Genomic DNA, 19,345 nt, shown 5'->3' with positions numbered 1-19,345 from the left:
CCAGGCCGATCGGTCGATCGACACAACCGTGACGGTAGTCACCCGACCCTGCAAATATCAACAATGCCCCTTGTTTGTGGCACAGGAGCCGTACGTGTCCGCTCAACTCCGACACCGACAGGCGAACGCCGTCGACGGTGGGGCACGGAGACTGGTGGCACTACAGTTGGTCGGGTGACCCCTGACGCCCCGACTGACGACCGCGTGCAGTACGCGCCGCGACCGCAGACCGAGGAACTCGGTTCTCGCCCCGGCCCGGTGATCCCCGAGCCGGTCTTCGGCGCACCGGACCGTCGACGTGGGCTCATCGTCGGCATCGTCATCACGCTGCTCGCGGTGGTGACGAGATTCTGGGACCTCACGCACCCGACCGACGACGGCACCCCGGTCTTCGACGAGAAGCACTACGTCCCGCAGGGCTGGCAACTGCTCACGGGCGGCAACTGGATCGAGGACAATCCGGCCTACGGCCTGGTGGTCCACCCGCCGGTCGGCAAATGGATGCTCGCATTCGGCGAAGCTCTTTTCGGGTACGGGCCGATGGGCTGGCGTTTCATGTCGGCGGTATCGGGTGTGATCGTTGTGCTCGCCGTTTATCTGACAACTCGCCGGATGGCACGGTCGACGCTGGTGGGCGCGCTGGCCGCCCTATTCGCCATCTGCGACGGTGTGCTGTTCGTCCAGTCGCGGATGGGCATGCTCGACATCTTTCAGGTGCTGTTCGTGGTGTTGGCGTTCGCTGCACTGATCTCCGACCGCGACCAGATGCGCGCTCGTCTCCACCGAGTGTTCGTCGAGGGACGGATCGACGATTCGCCTTTCGGACCGCGTTTCGGTTTCCGCTGGTACCGGTTCGCAGCGGGGGTCATGCTCGGCCTGGCCTGCGGCACCAAGTGGTCGGGCCTCTACTTCGTGGTGTTCTTCACCCTGTTGTCGCTCGCATTCGACGTCGCTGCGCGTCGTGCCTACCACGTCGAACGACCGTGGATGGGGGTCCTTCGACGCGATGTGATCCCGTCTGGACTGTCGCTCGCCGTGATGCCAGTGGTGATCTACCTCGGCACGTTCGCCGCATGGCTGTCGTCGGAGACCTCGGTGTACCGGTATGTGGTGGGCACGGAGGTCGGGACCGGAGGAGCGTTCGCGTGGGTACCTGCCGCTTTTCGATCGCTCTGGTACTACGAGTCGGGAATCCTCGAATTCCATTCAGGTCTGACGAATTCGGCGGGCAATCATCACCCGTGGGAGTCCAAGCCGTGGACGTGGCCGATGAGCCTGCGTCCGATGCTGTATGCGATCGACTACGGCCCCGACCAGTGCGGCGGCTCAGAATGTGTCCGAGCGCAGATGTTGATCGGCACTCCGGCGCTGTGGTGGTTGGCGTTACCGATGATCGTGTGGGCACTGTGGCGCATCGCGTCGCGACAGGACTGGCGATACGCTGCCGTCCTCGTCGCATACGGCGCGGCGATCCTGCCGTGGTTCACCCAGCTCGACCGTCAGATGTACTTCTTCTACGCCACTGCGATGGCGCCGTTCCTCGTGATCGGCCTGGCTCTGGTCTGCGGAGACATCCTGTCGGCCGGAGCGCGACGACAACGGTCCGATCGTCAGACGATCTCCGTTCTCATCGTCGCCTTCTACGCGGCGCTGGTGATCGCCAACTTCGTCTGGCTGTGGCCCATCCTCACTGGAGCTCCGATCTCGGATGTGGAGTGGGGTCGACAGATGTGGCTTCCGAGCTGGTCGTAGGGCGTGATCGTCGTGCCGGGTCTCCGGCGACGAGCCACAGCACCAGCGCGACGGCGACGACCCCGCCGGTGACCACGAACGCGGGCCCATAACCCCATCGATCCGCGATCACCCCCGCGACCAAGGGGCCGCTCACCGCTCCGAAGTCGGACGACATCCCGTAGGCGGCGAGCGCCGATCCCCCGCGTTGACGGTCGGCGAGCAGATCGCCCAGCGCAGCCTGATGAGTCGGCGCGAACAGACCCGACCCGACCCCGCCGATCGCCGTCAGCACCAGTAGCGTGCCGATGTTCGGCGAGAAGCCGAGGACCGCGGTCGATGCTGCCGCGATCATCAGTCCCGGAATCATCACGGGCCGTCGCCCGAACTTGTCGGAGAGACGGCCGGACACCAGGATCGCGATGATGTTGCCTGCCGCGTAACACGCGAGGACCACACCCGCCCAGCCTGCCGACCGACCGAGACCTTGACCGACGAACAACGGGACCACGGCGATGCGGACACCCATCGACGCCCAGCCTTGTGCGAAGTTCGACGCCAGGATCGCCCGGTACTCGGGCCAGCGGAGCGCTTGGAGGAATCCGGCGGCGGGCGCTTCTGCACTGTCCGGGTCGGTCGACGTGGCTGTGGCGGGTGCCGCGGGCATGTTCGTCGCAACCACGGCCGCCGCGATGAGCAATGCGATCGCGTACACGATGAACGGCAGACGCAGCCCGAAGTCGACAAGGGCGGCGCCGATCAGCGGCCCGGCCAGACTGCCGACGAGGAAGCCTGCCGAGAAGTACCCGGACGAGCGCCCACGCATCTCCGGCGGCGCCAGTCGGATGAGCAGCGCCATAGCCGACACCGAGAACATCGTCGATCCGACACCGCCTGCCGCGCGGAAGGCCAAAAGTTGCCAGTAGTCCTGCGCGAACGCGCACGCCAACGTCGACAGGGCGACGATCAGCAGCCCGGTCAAATAGATTCGGCGTTCGCCGAGCTTCGTGACGAGCCGCCCGGTAGTCGGCGCGAACGCCAACCTCATCACAGCGAACGCCGAGACGACGGCCGTCGCGGCAGTCACCCCGACGCCGAATTCACTGGCGAAGATCGGCAGCGCCGGAGCGATCAGCCCGAAGCCTAGTGCGATGACGACGTTCGCCGCCAACAACACCCACAGTCCACGCGGTAACCCTGTGCGGCCGCCCCGCGCGTCGAGGGGTCTAGAACTCACTTACGGACGATCATCACCGGCACTTTGGCGTGGTGCAGCACCTTCTGGCTTCGTGAGCCGAGGAGCAGTCCGGTGAATCCACCGCGCCCGCGGCTGCCCATCACGATGAGCGACGCCGAGTCGCCTGCCGCATCGAGAATCGCCTTGGCGGGCTCCTCGGGAATCACCACGCGCTGCACGTCGACGTCCGGGTAGTCCTGCGAGTAGCCGGCCATCCGTTCTGCAACGGCTTCGACAGCCTGCTTGGACATCTCGTCGATCTCGGTCTCGTCGAGTCCGAATCCGTGGAGTGCGTCGGCGTCGAGCGGAGTCCACGTGTGGACCGCGACGAGCGGTCGCGACCGCAGATCAGCCTGACGGTAGGCCTCGGCGACCGCGGGGTCGCTGATCGCGGAGTCGTCGACGCCGACGACAACTGGACCGTCGCCGCCGAGGGCGCCGTGGGGCACGATCACGACTCGACCCTTCGCGTGTGCCGCGACGTTGGTGCTGACGGACCCGAGGAACAGACCCTTCACACTGCCGAGCCCACGCGTTCCGAGGACGATGGTCTGTGCTTGTCCGCCGAGCTCGAGCATCACGCGCGCCGCGTCGCCTTCAACGATCGATCCGCTCAGTTCGATGCCGGGGACCTCCTCGCGGGCCGTCTCGGCAGCCGATTGGACAGCCTTGGTGGCTTCACTGCGGATCGCATCGATCACGTCCTGCGGGATCACCAGTCCGGGCGCGTAGTCGCTGGTGGTGGATGTGTACGCTGCGACGATCTTCAGCGGCAAGTGTTCGGCTTGTGCGGTCCGGGCCGCCCACTTCACCGCGTCCGTCGACGCTTCGGATCCGTCCACTCCGACCAGAATCAAGCTCATCGCTCATGCACTCCTTCACGGACCGGCCCGGGGACCGCAGTTCGGTCCCCGTCTTGCGCCTCACTTTCATTCTGTCCCAATCACTCTCGAAATGCATCGACACCGGTGGGCCGAACGTCCCTCGATACAATGGAGGCGAAAGCCGCATATTCTCCTGAGCCTTGAAAGGCGGAACCCCGGTGAGCACTGACCAGCGCAAGAGCGCGGCCCTGCACGTCTGCGCGACGTACGCGATCGGCTTCGTGTTGCTTGTCATAGCGGTCAACACGACCGGAGGAGTCCACACTGCGTTCATCATCGCGGGGCCGGTGGCCGTCGGCCTCGGCGCCGTCACGGCGATGGGTCGCACGCTTCTCGCGTGGCGCGCGGACAGCGGATGGCAGATCTGGCAGGGAGCCTCGATCTTCCTCCTCGCCACGACCGTCGTCTGGGTTTTCGGCGCGATTCCCGCCCTCGTCTCCTGACGCCTTCCCGCTCCCCGAGCAACAACGCCGGAACGTGCCGTTCACGTGCGGTCAGCGTCAGCCGGTGTCTGCGCGTCGAGACTGATCTCTTCGGCGTCGAGTTTGTCGAGGACAGCGGTGAGCGCCTCGGAGCTGTAGGCGGCGCGTTGACTCAAGTCCAGGAGATGCCTGCGTTGCTCGTCGATGACGTGGCGGCGGATCACACGCATCCGGTCGGCCGTCGCGATTCGACGATCAAGGACGTCAGGAGCGGTGTCGGCGTCTTCGCCGAGATCGGCGTCGCTTGCGGTGGCCTCCAGCTCACGCAGAGTCCTGATGCGCAGCGCGATGTCGGGGTCGGCGCCGCAGACCTTCGGGTCGGACATCACCCGGGCCGTCAACGCCGCCATCTCACGGCCGAGCTCTCGCCGCTCGGACTCCACCTGAGTGCCGTGGTCAGGAAGCTTCATCCACCGGACGAACGCTCCGAGCGTCGTCCCTTGAATCACCAGTGATCCGACCGCGACGAAGAACGCCAGAAGCACCAGCATCGCCCGGTACGGAGTGTCGGTCGGCAACGTCTGTGCCGCAGCAAGCGTGACGACTCCCCGCATGCCCGCCCACACCAGGACGAACCCCTCCCGAGCGCCGATCGACTCCGCGCGGTAGTAGGCGATGTCGGCGAGCCTCCGGTCGATACGTGTGCGCACCATCTCGGTGCGCCGCTCGGTGAATCGCTCCGGCAGGTCGGGACCCGCCAACGTCTCCTGGATCCGTGCCAGTTTGTCCTCGTGGGAGATCACTCGTTGCGCTCGCCGCTCGATCCACGCGACCAGCGGCATCACGACGATGAACCGGAACACGATGAGTAGAACAAACGCGAGTGCGGCAGGCCAGGCAGCGTGCCACACGGATTCGTGGGACTCGTTCACTTCCGTGACCAGGGCTTTGAGCTCGAGCCCCATCAACAGGAAGACCCCGCCCTCGAGGAGCAGCTCGATCATCCGCCAGTTCTGGACGTCGGACAGTCGGTGCGCAGCGGTCAGTCGGCGAACGCCGACGCGACCGGTCACCAGACCCGCCGCGACGGCGGCGACGAGTCCGGAGCCCTCGAGGAGTTCGGCGGGAACATACGCGAGGTAGGGCGTGACGAACGAGACCGCTGTCGCGACCGCGGTATTCGAGATCATCGCGCGGACACGGACGACGATCCACCCGACTGCGGCGCCCACACCGACCGCCGCGACCACTGCCCACACGAACGACACTGCGACGCCCCACAGGGAGACACTGGCGGCCATCGCGGCGATCGCCGCCCGCAACAGCACGAGCGCGCTCGCATCGTTGAACAGACTCTCCCCCGACAACACGGTGATGAGGCGGTTCGGTGCGCCGACACGCTTGACCGTCGTCGTCGCGACGGCATCGGTCGGACTGAGGATGGCTCCCAGCGCAACCCCGGTCGCGAAGTCGGCATCGGGCAGGATCCACATGAACACCAGCCCCAGCCCGAGCGAACTGATCACCACCAGCACTACCGCAAGACCACTGATGGCTCGGAGGTCGCGCTTGAACTCCATCGTCGGCATTGCGACAGCGGCCGCGTACAGGAGCGGAGGCAGGACACCGATCAGGATGATCTCGGGGTCGACGTCGATCTTCGGAACGTTCGGCAGGTAACTGACGACCACTCCGACCAGCACGAGCAACAGCGGGGCGGCCAATCGCAACCGAGGCGCGAGCTGATTCGCGGCGGCTATCGCGAGCACACAGAGGACGACGATGAGCACTGCTTCCATACGGATATCTTCTCCCACGAGGAGGCGTCTCCCCTCCATCTCCGAGTGATGTGGCTCACCGGGCATTCATCGCCGGCGATCGTGCCATTGCCCATTGACAAGATCAATGAAGAGTGTCACGGTAGTCAGTGAGAAGTTGCTTCGACGGACATCCCGTCGAGATAGCGAGAGGACACGACAATGACGTCGACGCAGCCCCGGCCCACCGCGTACCAGCCGCCGGCCAAGCAGGCAGCCGAACTGAACTACGAGCAGGTCCTCGACGACCTGTCGTCGGCGTCGGTGCATCGGAACTTCGACCCCTACCTCGACATCGCGTGGGACTCCCCCGAGCTCGAGATCTTCGAGAACGATCCCCGCTGGATCCTCAACTACGAGGTCGACCCGATCGGCCGCCACCCGTGGTACCAGGCGCTCCCCGAGTCTGAGCAGATTCGCATCGGCATGTGGCGCCAGGCGAACGTCGCCAAGGTCGGCCTCCAGTTCGAGTCGATCCTCATCCGCGGCCTGATGCAGTACGCGGACCGCCTTCCCAACGGAGACAAGCGATTCCGATACACCACCCATGAGGCCAAGGAGGAGTGCAACCACACCCTCATGTTCCAGGAGCTGGTGAACCGCATCGGCATGAAGACGCCGGGCATGCGCACCTGGCTGCGCGCCATCTCGCCGATCATCCCGCTGTTCTCGACGATCACGCCGACGATCTTCTACTTCGGCGTGCTCGCGGGCGAAGAGCCCATCGACCACATCCAGAAAGACTTCCTGCGCAGCCCGAAGTCGAACATGCATCCCGCGATGTCGGCGGTCATGGAACTCCACGTGGCCGAAGAAGCACGCCACATCTCGTTCGCTCACAATCACCTGCGTGCGACCATCCCCGCGAAGGGCCGACTCACCAAGTTCGCACTGTCGGTGTTCATGCCGATCGTCATGCGCATCCTTTGCGACGCGATCGTCATCCCGCCGAACGAGTTCCGCAAGGAGTTCAACGTCCCCCGTGAGGTCATGAAGGACATCTTCTGGGAGTCCGAGAAGTCGCGCGTGTTCCTCTCCGGAGTGTTCGGCGACGTTCGCATGTTGTCGGAGCAGTGCGGCCTGATGAATCCGGTCTCCCGCCAGGTGTGGCGTGCGATGAAGATCGACGGCCGCGAGTCGCGATTCCGCAGCGAGCCCGCATACAACGCGAGCTGACCCGCCGGTGCCCCACGTTGTAACCCAGGCGTGCTGCGGCGACGCCTCGTGCGTCTACGCATGCCCTGTCAACTGCATCCACCCCACTCCCGACGAGCCGGATTTCGGCATCGCCGAGATGCTCTACATCGACCCGTCGACGTGTGTCGACTGCGGCGCATGCGTGTCTGCATGCCCGGTCGGCGCGATCGTCCCCGGTCATCGCCTTGAGGAGAAGGCCGCCCGATTCGTCGACGTGAACGCCGCGCATTACGGCTACACGCAACAGGATTCGGTCCGCTTTCCCGTCCAGCAGGACTGGCGTCTGCCGCTCGCCCCGATCGACAAGCCGAAGGCTCTTCGCGGCGGACCGGCCGTTGTCGACGTCGCGATCGTCGGATCCGGACCGTCAGCGATGTACGCCGCCGACGAGCTGCTCAAGCAGCCGCGTGTGCGTGTCACCGTGTACGAGCGTCTGAACCTGCCGTTCGGCCTGTCCCGGTTCGGCGTCGCACCCGACCACAAGTCGACCCGTCTGGTGATGGACCTGTTCGACGAGGTCGCTCGCCATCCGAACATCACGATCCTGCTGAACACCGAGGTGGGACGTGATGTGACGCTCGACGAGCTGCGGTCCAAGCACCACGCGGTGCTGTGGGCGGGCGGAGCACCGACCGACAAGCCGCTGCCCGTGCCCGGCGCCGATCTGCCTGGCGTTCAGAGCGCCACAGCTCTGGTCGGGTGGTACAACGGCCATCCTGATTTCGCGTCCGCGGTGCCCGACCTGTCGACCGAGCGTGTTGTGGTGATCGGCAACGGCAACGTGGCTCTGGACGTCGCCCGCATCCTGACCGCGGACGTCGAGGCTCTCGCGGCGACAGACATCTCGCCCGCGGCTCTGGCCGTGCTGCGAGAGTCGAAGGTCAAGGAAGTGGTCGTCGCCGCTCGACGCGGCCCCGAGCACGCAGCGTTCACCTTGCCCGAGTTGATCGGCCTGGCCGACGGCAAGGCACGAGTGTGGGTCGACCCGGCCGACCTGGAGGGTGCGTCCGTCGACGGCATCGACGACCCGACGATCGCCGCGAAGGTATCTCTCCTGCAGGAACTCTCGCAGAGCGAGAAGCCGGCCGAGCCGTTCATCCGCCTCGCCTTCGGGCAGACGCCCCTCACGATCGAAGGCGATTCGCGGGCGACCGGAGTCCGCTTCGCACGGACCGGCGCCGACACCGAGACCGTTGTGGAGGCCGGCCTGGTCCTCACCTCGATCGGCTACCGCGGCGTCCCGGTCCCCGGCCTCCCGTTCGACGACGACACCGGCACCGTCGCCAACGTCGCCGGCCGCGTCGTCGACACGCCAGGCATGTATGTGACGGGCTGGATCAAACGCGGTCCGTCGGGATTCATCGGCACCAACAAGACCGACTCCGGCGAGACCGTCGCCAATCTCCTCGCCGACATCGAGGCAGGCGTCCACGCCTGACCTCCTCTCCACTCCGCTCGAGGAGCGGGATCTCCTGTTCCTCGAGCCGAGTCGAGAGGCTGTGGAATTCGGCAGAACCGCTCCTGGTGTCCCGTGCGTCTAAGTAGTAGAGGCCCGGCACCGGGCCAAGGACGGGGAACGCCATGTCGAACTTCGGGATCACACCCGGCCAGGTCGCTCAGATCGCGGCGGACTGGCGTGCCGGCGGCGAAGCGCTCTCTGCGGAACGGCCGTCACCTCCCACCGGATCAGGCTCCAGCCGCGTCGTCGCCGCATGCGCCACGTTCTGTTCAGCGGCGTCGAAGGCGACAACAGCCGACGCCAACCGGCTGACAGCCCTCGGCGACGCCCTGGCACGGTTCGACGCGCTCACTGAGGAGTCCGACCGCGCGTCCGCCGCAGCGCTCTCAACTGCGTCCGTCGGCGGCCCACGATGACCGTCGGGGTCGACGAGGTGATCGGCTGGGACTTGAGCGGGCTCCCCGCGGCCGCCTCATCACTGACCACCCTGACCGGCCGTCTCATCGACACCGGGCGCACCTGCGAGCGCAGCGCATCAAAGGACCGAGAGTGGCGAGGTGTCACCGAGGTGGCCGCCCGCACCAGGATCGGCACAGTAACCGCATCGATCGTCCGCACCGCCCACACCGTCGACGACGCGGCCGAGTCAGTACGGACCGCGTACTCGGAGCTCGCCGATCTTCAGACGGTCCTGCGCAGCGCCGTGGACGGACTTCGCGCCGATCGATTCCTGCTGACTCCCGACGGGAGAGTCACGCATCCGGACCCGGATCGTCGGGCCGCCGCATTGGACGCCGGCGAACAGATCCAGGGTCTGCTCGAGCAGGCCACGCGTCTGGATCGAACACACAGCGCCGCACTCGACTCCTTCGCAGCCCAACTGACGGGGTCGGACCCGGACGCCGTCGTCCTGCCGTCCGGCGCGGTCGTGACACCGGAACGCGCGGCAGACCTGCTCTCCCAGATGACTGATGTCGAGATGCGTCGTCGGGCGTGGGAGTCGCTCTCCGAGTCCGAACGAAACGAGATCATCAAAGACAGGTCCACGGTGATCGGCAACCTGGACGGGATTCCGTTCGCCGACCGCGCCGTGGCGAACGAGGTGACGATCCGAGCTGAGCTTCGCGAAGCACTGGGCGAAGGATGGACGGGAAATGTGGACGACGATCGTGCGGAACGGCTCAGGTCGATGCTCGCCGACGGTCGAACCTTCTTGGCTTTCCGCCCGGACACGGGCGAGTTCATCGAGATCGTCGGCGAGCTGACTCCGACGACCACCAATGTCGGCGTCTTCGTCCCCGGCACCGGCACAGGACTCGACGACATCGACTCGCTCCGGAAGAAGGCGTTGAAGCTGAGTGAGAAGTCGAACGCGCCCGTGATCGTGTGGGCCGACGGTCCGTTCCCCCAGCACATCGTCGCCGATCCGAGGACGACGAAGTCCATTGAAATGGCTGTCGATCCCACACTCGCTGCAGTGAACGCGCCCAGACTCGTCGAGTTCACGCGTGCGTTGGACTCCGAGCTGGGGGCCGTCGCGCCCGATGCGAAGACAACTGTCATCGGGCATTCGTACGGCGGATCGATTGTCGGGACGGCCGAACAGTTGGGTATGCGCGCCGACCGCGTGGTGTACGCATCGGCCGCAGGCACCGGCGTCGACCCGGACCGCGTCTGGAGCAACCCCGAATCGGACGTCAAGCGCTACTCGATCACGCCGCCCGGCGACCCGATCCACCTCGCTCAGAAGTACGGCGCGTTCCTGCACGGCGGCGATCCCGATGTCGGGCCAGGGGTCACCCGCCTCGACTCCGGGTACCTGTCCCCGGACGACGACGGAGAACGTCGACTGCTCCAGGGAACGTCGTCGCACACTGACTATCTCAACGACTTCGACTCGGATGCGTTCACCGCGCTCGCGAAGGTGATCGCCGGACAGGAGCCCGCACCGTACGTCGACCGCGCACCTGATATGCCACGCATCCTGGAGAGACCGGAACTCGCGCCGGTCATCATCGCCGATGAAGTGCTCGACGGCGTCGTCGACGGGTTCAAAGACACGATCGGAGGTGTTCTCCGCCTGGTCGGATGACGGAAATGTCAGAGGGTCTCGGCACAATGGTCGGTATGGAGCTCTCCCCCGTCATCCGTGCCCTCACCGTCGTTGTGCTCGGCGCGGTGACCGTCGGAACTGTCGGGTGCGCACCCGTGACCGCGGACCGCACGGACGTTCAGTGGACATCGACGACAGCGCCGGGGTCCACATACGCCGAGGACTCCCCAGAGGCATCTGTCGTGACAAGCAGCACGCCACCAGCACCGTCGACATCGAGCGCTCTGGCGACCCTCGACTCGCTTCCGGTGAAAGGCCGCGCGCCGAAGACCGGCTACGCCCGCGATCTGTTCGGGCAGTCGTGGTCGGACGACGTGAACGTCGACGGCGGACACAACGGCTGCGACACCCGCAACGACATCTTGAACCGCGACCTGACCGACATCACGTTCAAGCCCCGGACCCGCGACTGCGTGGTGCTGACCGGCACCCTGAACGACCCGTACACGCGAACCACCATCTCCTTCACTCGCGGCCAGAGCACGTCGTCGAAAGTGCAGATCGATCACGTGGTCGCGCTCGCCGACGCGTGGCAGAAAGGCGCGCAGCAGCTCACTTCGGAGGAGCGCACCGACCTCGCCAACGATCCGTTGAACCTTCAAGCCGTCGACGGCCCAACCAATCAGAAGAAGAGCGCGTCCGACGCCGCGACCTGGTTGCCACCGAACAAGGCCTACCGCTGCACCTACGTCACCCGGCAGATCGAAGTGAAGGCTCGCTACCGCTTATGGGTCACGGCCGCCGAACGCGACGCTATGCTGCGCGTCCTCTCATCCTGCTGACCTCAAGTGCCCCTTAAGATTTCACTGGCCGCGACCGACGAGAAAAGTTCACGATCGTTCGATACGGCATCGCGATTCCACCACCCCAAACGTCGGTTAGGGTAACCTAAGTGCAGGTCAGGGGCCTGTCGGATTCAAGAGAGATGCACGCCACACATGCCACTGGCTGTGATTCACGTTTGCAACCGTGCCGAACGGGCGATTTCGTGTAACGATTCCGGTGCGACGAACGATCGCATCCCCCACGAAAGGAATCATCGTGACCTTCCCGGCACTGACTCAGTTCTTCAACGACCTCACCATCTTCGGCGGAGACCTCCTGTCGCTCTCGTTCACCTTCGGCTTCGGCAAGTAGTCTCCGTCTTCGACGGACGACGGCATCCGGGCCTCCCCCTCCAGGGAACCTGGATGCCGTCGAGCGTCGACGTCGCTGTTATAGTGGGCTTCGGTTCACTCAGGTGACACCCGGGGCTATGGCGCAGTTGGTAGCGCGACTCGTTCGCATCGAGTAGGTCGGGAGTTCGATTCTCCCTAGCTCCACAAGAAAACCCAGGTCAGAGCACATCTGACCTGGGTTTGTCCGTGTTGCCGCAGGATCCGCTGATCACAGATCTGCTCGGTTTATCTACCTCGTCGAACCAACCACGCCGCGATCGACTCAGCAGTCCCTTGGGAGGTCGGAACCGGAGTGTGTCCTGCCGGATGGCCGACGAATGCGACCCGTGATCCGCGTGAGCGGTAGGTGTCGGCCAATCCCGCGACAAGCGGGTACGGCGCCACTCCGTCGACGTAGCCGGCATCTATCCGAACTGGCAGACCCGCCGGGAGGCGTAGGCCGGCGATGTCGTTCGCCTCGACTATGCGGACGAGTTCGGACTTCAGGCGTGCACCCCGCGGACCGAGCATCGCCGACGGCGCCATGCCGCCGAACGAGTCGTCCGCCGTCAGCCCTCCGTAACAGCGGTCGTCGACGTGATGCATCAGAGTGAGCGCACGTCTGCTCAGGCCACCGTCACGCGCCAACTGATCAAATGCGGGATCGGCAGCCGACGCCCCCGACACCAGGAGCGCCGCAAGCCCGGTCAGGTCGGCGATGGGACCGCCGCCGACCGCCGATTGTGCGACGGTGTCGACGATCACCCCCATCTGAGTCGGCGGGGTCACCGCAGCAACCGCATTCAGCCGCAGACTCCCCCACCGCGAGGCCGGTTGTGCCGCCGCGAACAGCGACGCCACCGCGCCCTCGGAATGGCCTGCGACAACAACCTCGTGCCCGATCCTCCGATCGAATGCAGCCACGGCCGTCGCAGCGTCGATCACCGATGTCGCCAACGACGACCCGATCAGATACGGATGCGGACCGGGGCTTCCGATTCCCTCGAAGTCGGGCCTGACCACAGCGAAGCCCGCACGCAGGAGCCTTCCGACGATCTGGTCGCCGGACGTCATGTGTGGCAGTTCCGGATCACCACGCCGCGCAGCCGACGGTGCACATCTGTCGGCCCCACCGACAGTCATGTGACTCCACACCGCGAGCGGCCACCCCGTCTTCGGGGGCTTCGACCGCGGCAGCAGCACGGTGGCCGACATCGTGGTCGGCCGTCCGCGCACCGATGTCGATCGGTATCGGATCACGGTGGTCGACGCGGCGGCGGGCAACGCGACGACGGGATCGGTCACGACCCGCTGGGTGAGGACGGTCGGCGATGCCTCCGCCGACCCGGCCCCGACGAGCGACACCACAAGGGCCGCCGCCATCACGCCCGCCGCTGCGCGGATCATCGTGAACCCGGGATCAATCCGATGGCACGGCCAGGCTCACGGTCGAGCCGATCAAGGGTGTCGCGGAAGAACCGCGCGACGGGCGCCATCTGCCCGACGTCGACCTTGTCGATGGTGTCGGCGTCGTCGTACATGTAGAGCGGGCCGGAGATGAAACTGACCACTGGTACCCCGGCGACCAGCAGGAACGACGCGTCGGTCGGGATGCCCATCTGGATGAGCTGGAACGGAGCGGCGTTCAGCATCGTCGTCGACCGCACGTTGTTCCGAGTCAACGACGACGCTAGGTCAGCCTTGAGCGCGAGGTTGACGTTCTCGAACAGCCCCTTGGTCTCCGGCTGATCGGTGGTGACGAGCTTCCCGTTCGATGCACGCTTGGCGCGGCGCCCCACATGCTCGATCGTGGTGTTGGCGACGATGTTCCACTTGGACTGCTTACGCACGATGTACTTGTCGACGAACGCCTGATGCGACTGGTACCCGGTGAAATGCGTGTCGAACGTCGCGAACATCATGCTCTTGCGTCGCGGACGCTTGCCCGGAGTGCGCGCGAGGCGACCGTAGTGTTCGGCGAGCGCGATCACCTCGGCGGTACCGGTTGCGTCCTCGACGGCGCCCGTGGTCACGGAGTCGTGGTGCGACTGCACCATCACCGTGTCCGTCGTGGCGCCCGGCAGCATGCCGATGACCGTCCGGCCGGTGACAGCACTGCGAGTGACCGTCAGATCGATCCGCGCACGGTTCCGGTTCTTCGCGAGCAGGCCCCGCATCCGCGCGCCCGCCGACCGCGTGACCCACATGCCCGGGATCCGCATGGCCAGCTTGCGGTAGTACTCATTGTGGTAGCGGTTCGAGTTGAAGTAGTCGCTGAGGACACCGACGAAACCAACGGCCCCGCCGTTCTGAGCAGCTCGAATCGTCGACTCGAGAGACGTCAGGTACGGGTTCGCACTCAACATGACGTCGGGGTCGAACGTGGTTCCGTCCGGATCGTTGATGTACTCGGCCAACGGAAGCAGTCCCGCGGTCGGCAGCATGAACGCGAGGTCGAACATGACGATCTTGCCACGCACGTTTCGGCCATCGATCTTGCCGCGACCGATGTCGACGACTGGCGCGGTCAGCCCGTTTGCTCCGGTCGACCGCACGCCCGGTCCTGCGTCGGCCGGAATGAAGGAGTGCGAGACCGGGAAGGCGTCGACCGCGGTGGCCCCCACGCGCAGGCCCGCGTTCGACGGCTTCCAGTCGTACGACGTGACCTCCTCGAAGTGGACATCAGTCAGTCCTGCGTCGCGAAACCGCTGAGCGACGTAGTCGGACGCGCGACGCCCGGCAGGTGACCCCGTCGTGCGCGGACCCATGTCCACGAGATCGCGCACCGTCGACATCATCGATGTCGCGGTGAGCGGCGCGGCGGGCGACGCCGACGCCTCCGGGGCGAGGACTCCCCCGCCGACCACCGCGCCAACGGTGACCACCGCGACGAGAGTCTTGCCCCGTCCGACTACCTTTGTGAACACCGACGTGCCCCTTTCCTATGACGACCACGAGTAAAGTACGCAGCGTTACCTTATACACGGAGCCTTTCAGATGAGTGCCAGTCCGCAAAATCCCGATATCCCACGGATCACCGAAGGGGCGTTCTTCACCACTCCCCAACGGCTGCCGCGCGGCCCCCACGGGCTGACACGCGACGAGGTGCGGACCATCCAGCGCGAGCGACTCATGATCGCCTACACGGAGCTGGTGGCGGCCCGCGGCTATCACGCAGTCGGGGTCCGCGACGTGGTCGCACGCAGCAGCATGTCGCGAACCGCCTTCTACGAGTGCTTCGACAATCTCGACGAATGCGCGGACGCCGCCTATCAGCGCTTCATCACCGTGCTGGTCAGCACGATGACCGAACGACTCCGAGCAACCGACGTCAGCCACGAGGTTCCGACAGTGATCCTGTCGTACCTCGAAGCACTGCAGTTCGACCTCGTGGTCGCGCGAACCTTCCAGCTCGAGTTCGACGCAGCGGGACCGGCATCCCGTCGACGGCGACGCGACGCACTCGGGCTCATCGCCACCGTCCTACGAGACGAGCACCGCCGCCTCGCCGAACTCGACCCGTCGCTCGACCCGGATCTTCCGACCAGCGTGTTCCTCGCGATGGTCTACGCCCTCCGCCAGCTCGCATCCGACGCCCTCGACGATCCCGACATCACCGATCTCCGGCACCTCGAACCGCCGCTGTCGGCATGGCTCACCCGAAGTCTGCGCCGAAGCTGATCATCAACCTTCGACATGGTGAAATGGTCCAGTGAGCTTCGACCATGACAACATGACCGGTCCGCTGCTGTCGGCAGACCTGGTCAATCTTGTTGGCGACGGGTGGTCGGCCGAGACGGTCGCACAGGCCTTCGCCCAGCACACGATCCGACGGCCCGACATCGACGACGGCGGGCTCGCCGAACTACGACGATGGGCAATACGCCTGCGGACGGCGTTCGAAGCAGCAGACGAGGACGCCACCTGCGACGCGATCAACGCCCTGCTCGTCGACGGCGCCGGCCAGGTGTACCTGACCAGCCACGGCCATTTCCGCCCTCACCTGCACTTCGCGCCCGACGACGGAGACGTGGTGAGCCGCGTGATGGCCGTGACCTCCGGTGGACTCGCAGTCTTCACTGTCGAAGCCGGTGGCCGACGACTCGGCGCCTGCACACGTTCGGGCTGCGCTCGAGTCTTCGTGGACGTCAGTCGAAACGGTCGACGCGCCTACTGCAGCGCACGATGCGGCAACACTGACGCCGTCAGCCGCCATCGATCCAAAGCCCGACTGACCATGTAATGGTTGAACTGATCTGACTCATTGCACCATCGTGGTCGATATGACCACAGACTCCACCTGGACCACCGTCTCCAGCCACACCACCAGCATCGGGCGTATCGCCTACCAGCGGAACGAATCGGGACAGTACCGGGTCGTCGAGCGCCGCTTCAACAGCCTCGCTCCCGACGGTCAGTGATCGACCGCAGATGCCTTCACCGTCGTCGGATGCTCGACGATCCACTTCCGACCCGCATCAACAGCATGCCGGAGAGCGATCCGCTCACCCACATAGGTGATCGGACCACCGATCAGGGGCACCATCGACGCCCACCGGGCCAGGGACGGGGGCCCCGGTCGCTCCCCCAACGCCGATGACAGATCGTAGAGGGTCCGGCCGACCCCGACCGTCACCTCGACCACACTGTCGGCGTCAGGTGCGACGATCGGATCGCCTCCGTCGTCGAGCCCTGCGACCACCGGTGAGAGATCACGTTTGAAGAGGATCTCACCGAGCATCACCACGCCCGCTTCACGAGAGTCGACGCCGTACTCGCGCGCCACCGCCCTCAGCACCAGAGCTTGGCCTGCGACGCCGAGATACGCGCCGATCGGCAGCCAGCGCGCCCAGACTCCGAACATGCCGGGAAACGCGACCGCGGTCGTGGTGACCGCGCCGACGCGAGTGACCCACCAGTCCGCGCGCTCATTGATCGAGAGCTCGTTCCATCCCTGCGTCCCGGGCCAATCGACCGCCGAGAGCAGGCAGGACCGCCGCTTCAGGTCGAACACGTCGGCAGTCGCCAGAACATCGAGGATCTGATCGATCGACGCAACCGTCCGGTCTAGGACACCGACCAGTCGAGCGTCAGTCAACGCCATCAGTCGTCGTCCGAGTCCTGTGCGTCAGCAGCCGCGTTCCGCGCCGCCGCGATCTCCAGAGCGCGACGCGCCGACGCTTCGTCCGGGTATGGCCCCATGCGGTCGAAGACATCCCCGACCTTGCCCTGGGTGACCGCGCCCGTCGAGATCTGGTAGTACCACTGCGTGTCATCAGCCATGCATTCAGCGTAGAGCACCGCGCTCGTGTGCGCGCTTTGTCTCGCGCTGGGCGCGCCCCTCGAGGCGGGTCAGACGGCAGTGCGGTGAGCGACGTCGCCGTAGTCGGCGCCGTACTCCTCGCGGTACGCGAAGTCGTACGTCGGGAGATGCTCGAACGCCGGGTCGCCGTCGTCGATCTCCAGGACGATCGCACCACCGGGGCGACGCAAGCGGGCCGGCGGCGCGACATAGCCGGGCTCGGCATGGACACGCTCCACACGCTCGTCCTCGGCCTGCCGACGACGCTGCCGAGACATGCGTTGTGCGTGACGGATCTGGTCGGCCCGGACTGCACGGCGCAGGAACACGAGGTACAGGGCGAAGGCCGCGACCATGACACCTGCCGCGATGTAACCGAGCGGCTGCACGAAGAACGCCGACACGATGGCGGCGAGCGTCAACAGTGTCAGAGTCGCCAGCACCCGCCGCCGCTCACGGTACGAGGCGTCGTCGTAGTCCTGCGCTCGACCCGGTCCGTATCCGCCGGTCCCCCGCATCTCGCGCGGCGTCGGAACGACGGTGTCCCCATCCTCGATCTCGGCCGATTCGTCGAGGTCGTCCTCATCGTCGAGGATGTCGAACGCTGCGTCGGAGTCGTCGAGATCGTCTTCCTCGTCATGCGGTGTAACAACGTCGGCACGTGCGGCCTGTGCCTGATCGATGTCGACCACGTCGACGTCCACCGGCTCGAACACATCGGTCACCTCGAGCGGGCTCTCGGCCTCGGCTCGCAGGGTCACGGGTTCCGCGTCGGCAACCTCGTCCACGTCGTCGCCCTCGGCTTCTTCGAGGCCTGCGTCGTCGATCTCCGCGTCGAGTACGTCGAGATCGCTCTCGGCCGCCTCGTCGGTCGTGTCCTCGACAGACTTGTCGTCGACGATCTCGGCGTCCAAGACTTCGGAGTCCGCGTCGGTCACCAAGTCGTCGGGGGCTGCGTCCGCCGCGTCGTCAGTCGACTCGGCGGCCGCCTTCCGTTCGGCGAGGCGCTTCGCAGCGCTCTCGACTCGAGTCGACCGCGCCTGCGCGGCGCGACGACGCGCGGCCGCACCACGACTGCCGCCGCGGTGCACCACGCGGGTCTGCGCTGCCGCAGCAGTCGATTTGCGAGCCTCCGGCCGTCCACGCAGCACCATCGGCACCAGCACGAACAACCAGACCACGATCAGGAACACCCACAGCACTGAGTTAGGCATGTCGGGCGGCCTCCTTCTTCGAGTCGATTGACGAGTCTCCACTGGACACCCTAGGGACGCACGACCTTTCAGTCCCGGCGGCGCGCCGCAACACCAGCGAAATCACAGAATTCACAGTAGTCACACCAGCAACAAAGGGTGCGGCGAGGTCAGACTCGACCCAGCGCGCGCCCCGATCGGACGAGAGTGTCGACGGCACTGCCGACCACCTCATCGGACGTCATCGCGAACAGGAGATGATCACGCCATCGCGAATTGACGTCCATGTACCGCTTCAGCAGACCCTCCTCACGGAAGCCGATCGCTTTCAACACTGCTTGAGATGCGACATTGTCCGGTTGAACAGTCGCGTCGAGGCGGTGCAGTCCCACCGGCCCGAAACAGTGGTCCACGCCCAGCGCGACTGCACCCTGCGCGATGCCGCGACCGGTGTGTTCACGGTCCACCCAGTACCCGATCCACGCGCTCAGAACGGCACCACGCTGGATATTGCCGACTGTCAGCTGGCCGACGTAACGACCGTCCAACTCGATGACGTACGGCAGCATCACTCCGCGTCGCGCTTCACTCTTGAGTACCGAGTGAAGGGGCGCCCACGCCGAGGCCTGATGTCGACGCTCCCACTGTCCGACGCCGGTCGGCTCCCACGGGAGGAGCTCGTTCTGGTTACTGATGCGCAGGCGACTCCACGTGTTGCCGTCGCGCATCTTCACCGGCCGCAGGGTCAGCAGCCCCGCCTGCAGGCGCACCGGCCCGACGGTCGTCGGCCAGCCGGGGTGCTTTGCGGAGTCGACCAGCCAGGAGAACACGTC

The 19,345-nt window shown here is 65.8% G+C and carries 19 protein-coding genes and 1 tRNA gene; 11 read left to right on the top strand and 9 right to left on the bottom strand.

All coding sequences use genetic code 11. The annotated features are described in order from the left end of the window. Positions 1–204 precede the first annotated feature (204 nt). Positions 205–1,752, top strand: coding sequence for a phospholipid carrier-dependent glycosyltransferase (locus JVX90_RS02720; RefSeq protein WP_240194140.1), 1,548 nt, complete (start codon positions 205–207; stop codon positions 1,750–1,752). Here JVX90_RS02720 and JVX90_RS02715 read toward each other — a convergent pair. Together JVX90_RS02715 and JVX90_RS02710 are read right to left on the bottom strand one after the other, a co-directional pair. Next, positions 1,688–2,968, bottom strand: a complete 1,281-nt coding sequence (locus JVX90_RS02715; RefSeq protein ID WP_205330932.1) for an MFS transporter — start codon at positions 2,966–2,968, stop codon at positions 1,688–1,690. The two genes, JVX90_RS02720 and JVX90_RS02715, sit on opposite strands and share 65 nt — an antisense overlap. Continuing rightward, a complete protein-coding gene (locus JVX90_RS02710; protein ID WP_205330931.1) occupies positions 2,965–3,831 on the bottom strand; it encodes a universal stress protein in 867 nt (288 codons plus the stop codon). The genes JVX90_RS02715 and JVX90_RS02710 overlap by 4 nt, the downstream gene beginning before the upstream one ends. A 179-nt stretch (positions 3,832–4,010) precedes the next feature. Here JVX90_RS02710 and JVX90_RS02705 point away from each other — a divergent pair, with 179 nt between their 5' ends. Then, entirely contained in the window at positions 4,011–4,295 is a 285-nt protein-coding gene (locus tag JVX90_RS02705; protein WP_205330930.1) for a hypothetical protein, read from the top strand. A 41-nt stretch (positions 4,296–4,336) separates the two neighbouring features. Here JVX90_RS02705 and JVX90_RS02700 read toward each other — a convergent pair whose 3' ends face one another. Then, on the bottom strand, positions 4,337–6,073 hold the full coding sequence (locus JVX90_RS02700; RefSeq protein ID WP_205330929.1) for a cation:proton antiporter: 1,737 nt from the start codon (positions 6,071–6,073) through the stop codon (positions 4,337–4,339). A gap of 180 nt (positions 6,074–6,253) precedes the next feature. On the opposite strand from JVX90_RS02700, the gene JVX90_RS02695 reads away from it, so the two are divergent. The 6 genes from JVX90_RS02695 to JVX90_RS02670 all read left to right on the top strand — a co-directional run bounded on the left by JVX90_RS02695 (position 6,254) and on the right by JVX90_RS02670 (position 12,182). After that, positions 6,254–7,267 carry a diiron oxygenase gene (locus JVX90_RS02695; RefSeq protein ID WP_205330928.1) on the top strand — a complete coding sequence of 338 codons (1,014 nt, stop codon included), beginning with the start codon at positions 6,254–6,256 and terminating at the stop codon, positions 7,265–7,267. A gap of 7 nt (positions 7,268–7,274) precedes the next feature. Beyond that, positions 7,275–8,726, top strand: a complete 1,452-nt coding sequence (locus JVX90_RS02690) for an FAD-dependent oxidoreductase (protein ID WP_205330927.1) — start codon at positions 7,275–7,277, stop codon at positions 8,724–8,726. A gap of 143 nt (positions 8,727–8,869) precedes the next feature. Beyond that, the gene (locus JVX90_RS02685; RefSeq protein ID WP_205330926.1) at positions 8,870–9,163 is read left to right on the top strand and encodes a hypothetical protein; all 294 of its coding nucleotides are present in this window, start codon (positions 8,870–8,872) and stop codon (positions 9,161–9,163) included. Continuing rightward, entirely contained in the window at positions 9,160–10,839 is a 1,680-nt protein-coding gene (locus JVX90_RS02680; protein ID WP_205330925.1) for an alpha/beta hydrolase, read from the top strand. The genes JVX90_RS02685 and JVX90_RS02680 overlap by 4 nt, the downstream gene beginning before the upstream one ends. A gap of 35 nt (positions 10,840–10,874) precedes the next feature. Then, positions 10,875–11,642 (top strand): HNH endonuclease family protein, encoded by a 768-nt coding sequence (locus JVX90_RS02675; RefSeq protein ID WP_345891087.1) that lies wholly within the window; start codon positions 10,875–10,877, stop codon positions 11,640–11,642. Between the two features lie 467 nt (positions 11,643–12,109). Then, positions 12,110–12,182 (top strand) — tRNA-Ala (locus tag JVX90_RS02670). 81 nt (positions 12,183–12,263) lie between these two features. Here the strand turns inward: JVX90_RS02670 and JVX90_RS02665 are convergent. After that, complete coding sequence (locus JVX90_RS02665) at positions 12,264–13,424, bottom strand: lipase family protein (protein ID WP_205330923.1); 1,161 nt, start codon at positions 13,422–13,424, stop codon at positions 12,264–12,266. Beyond that, entirely contained in the window at positions 13,421–14,944 is a 1,524-nt protein-coding gene (locus JVX90_RS02660; RefSeq protein ID WP_205330922.1) for a M28 family peptidase, read from the bottom strand. The genes JVX90_RS02665 and JVX90_RS02660 overlap by 4 nt, the downstream gene beginning before the upstream one ends. 70 nt (positions 14,945–15,014) lie before the next feature. On the opposite strand from JVX90_RS02660, the gene JVX90_RS02655 reads away from it, so the two are divergent. From JVX90_RS02655 to JVX90_RS02645, 3 genes are read left to right on the top strand one after another with little or no spacing between them, the layout of a single operon-like run. Beyond that, entirely contained in the window at positions 15,015–15,698 is a 684-nt protein-coding gene (locus JVX90_RS02655) for a TetR/AcrR family transcriptional regulator (protein WP_205330921.1), read from the top strand. 52 nt (positions 15,699–15,750) lie between these two features. Continuing rightward, positions 15,751–16,260 carry a CGNR zinc finger domain-containing protein gene (locus tag JVX90_RS02650; protein ID WP_345891086.1) on the top strand — a complete coding sequence of 170 codons (510 nt, stop codon included), beginning with the start codon at positions 15,751–15,753 and terminating at the stop codon, positions 16,258–16,260. 40 nt (positions 16,261–16,300) lie between these two features. After that, entirely contained in the window at positions 16,301–16,438 is a 138-nt protein-coding gene (locus JVX90_RS02645; RefSeq protein ID WP_205330919.1) for a hypothetical protein, read from the top strand. Here JVX90_RS02645 and JVX90_RS02640 read toward each other — a convergent pair. From JVX90_RS02640 to JVX90_RS02625, 4 genes are all read right to left on the bottom strand, one after another. Beyond that, positions 16,432–17,121, bottom strand: a complete 690-nt coding sequence (locus tag JVX90_RS02640; protein WP_205330918.1) for a hypothetical protein — start codon at positions 17,119–17,121, stop codon at positions 16,432–16,434. The genes JVX90_RS02645 and JVX90_RS02640 overlap by 7 nt on opposite strands. Further along, positions 17,121–17,300, bottom strand: a complete 180-nt coding sequence (locus JVX90_RS02635; RefSeq protein ID WP_205330917.1) for a hypothetical protein — start codon at positions 17,298–17,300, stop codon at positions 17,121–17,123. Before JVX90_RS02635 ends, JVX90_RS02640 begins: the two co-directional genes overlap by 1 nt. A 69-nt stretch (positions 17,301–17,369) precedes the next feature. After that, positions 17,370–18,533 carry a gephyrin-like molybdotransferase receptor GlpR gene (gene glpR / locus JVX90_RS02630; RefSeq protein ID WP_205330916.1) on the bottom strand — a complete coding sequence of 388 codons (1,164 nt, stop codon included), beginning with the start codon at positions 18,531–18,533 and terminating at the stop codon, positions 17,370–17,372. Between the two features lie 149 nt (positions 18,534–18,682). Further along, positions 18,683–19,342, bottom strand: a complete 660-nt coding sequence (locus JVX90_RS02625) for a GNAT family protein (RefSeq protein WP_205330915.1) — start codon at positions 19,340–19,342, stop codon at positions 18,683–18,685. Positions 19,343–19,345: the final 3 nt, after the last annotated feature.

The sequence above is a fragment of the Gordonia sp. PDNC005 genome (genome assembly GCF_016919385.1).
Classification (GTDB): domain Bacteria; phylum Actinomycetota; class Actinomycetes; order Mycobacteriales; family Mycobacteriaceae; genus Gordonia.
The sequence above is the reverse complement of the archived record's forward strand: the minus strand, read 5'-3'. Positions and strand labels throughout refer to the sequence as shown.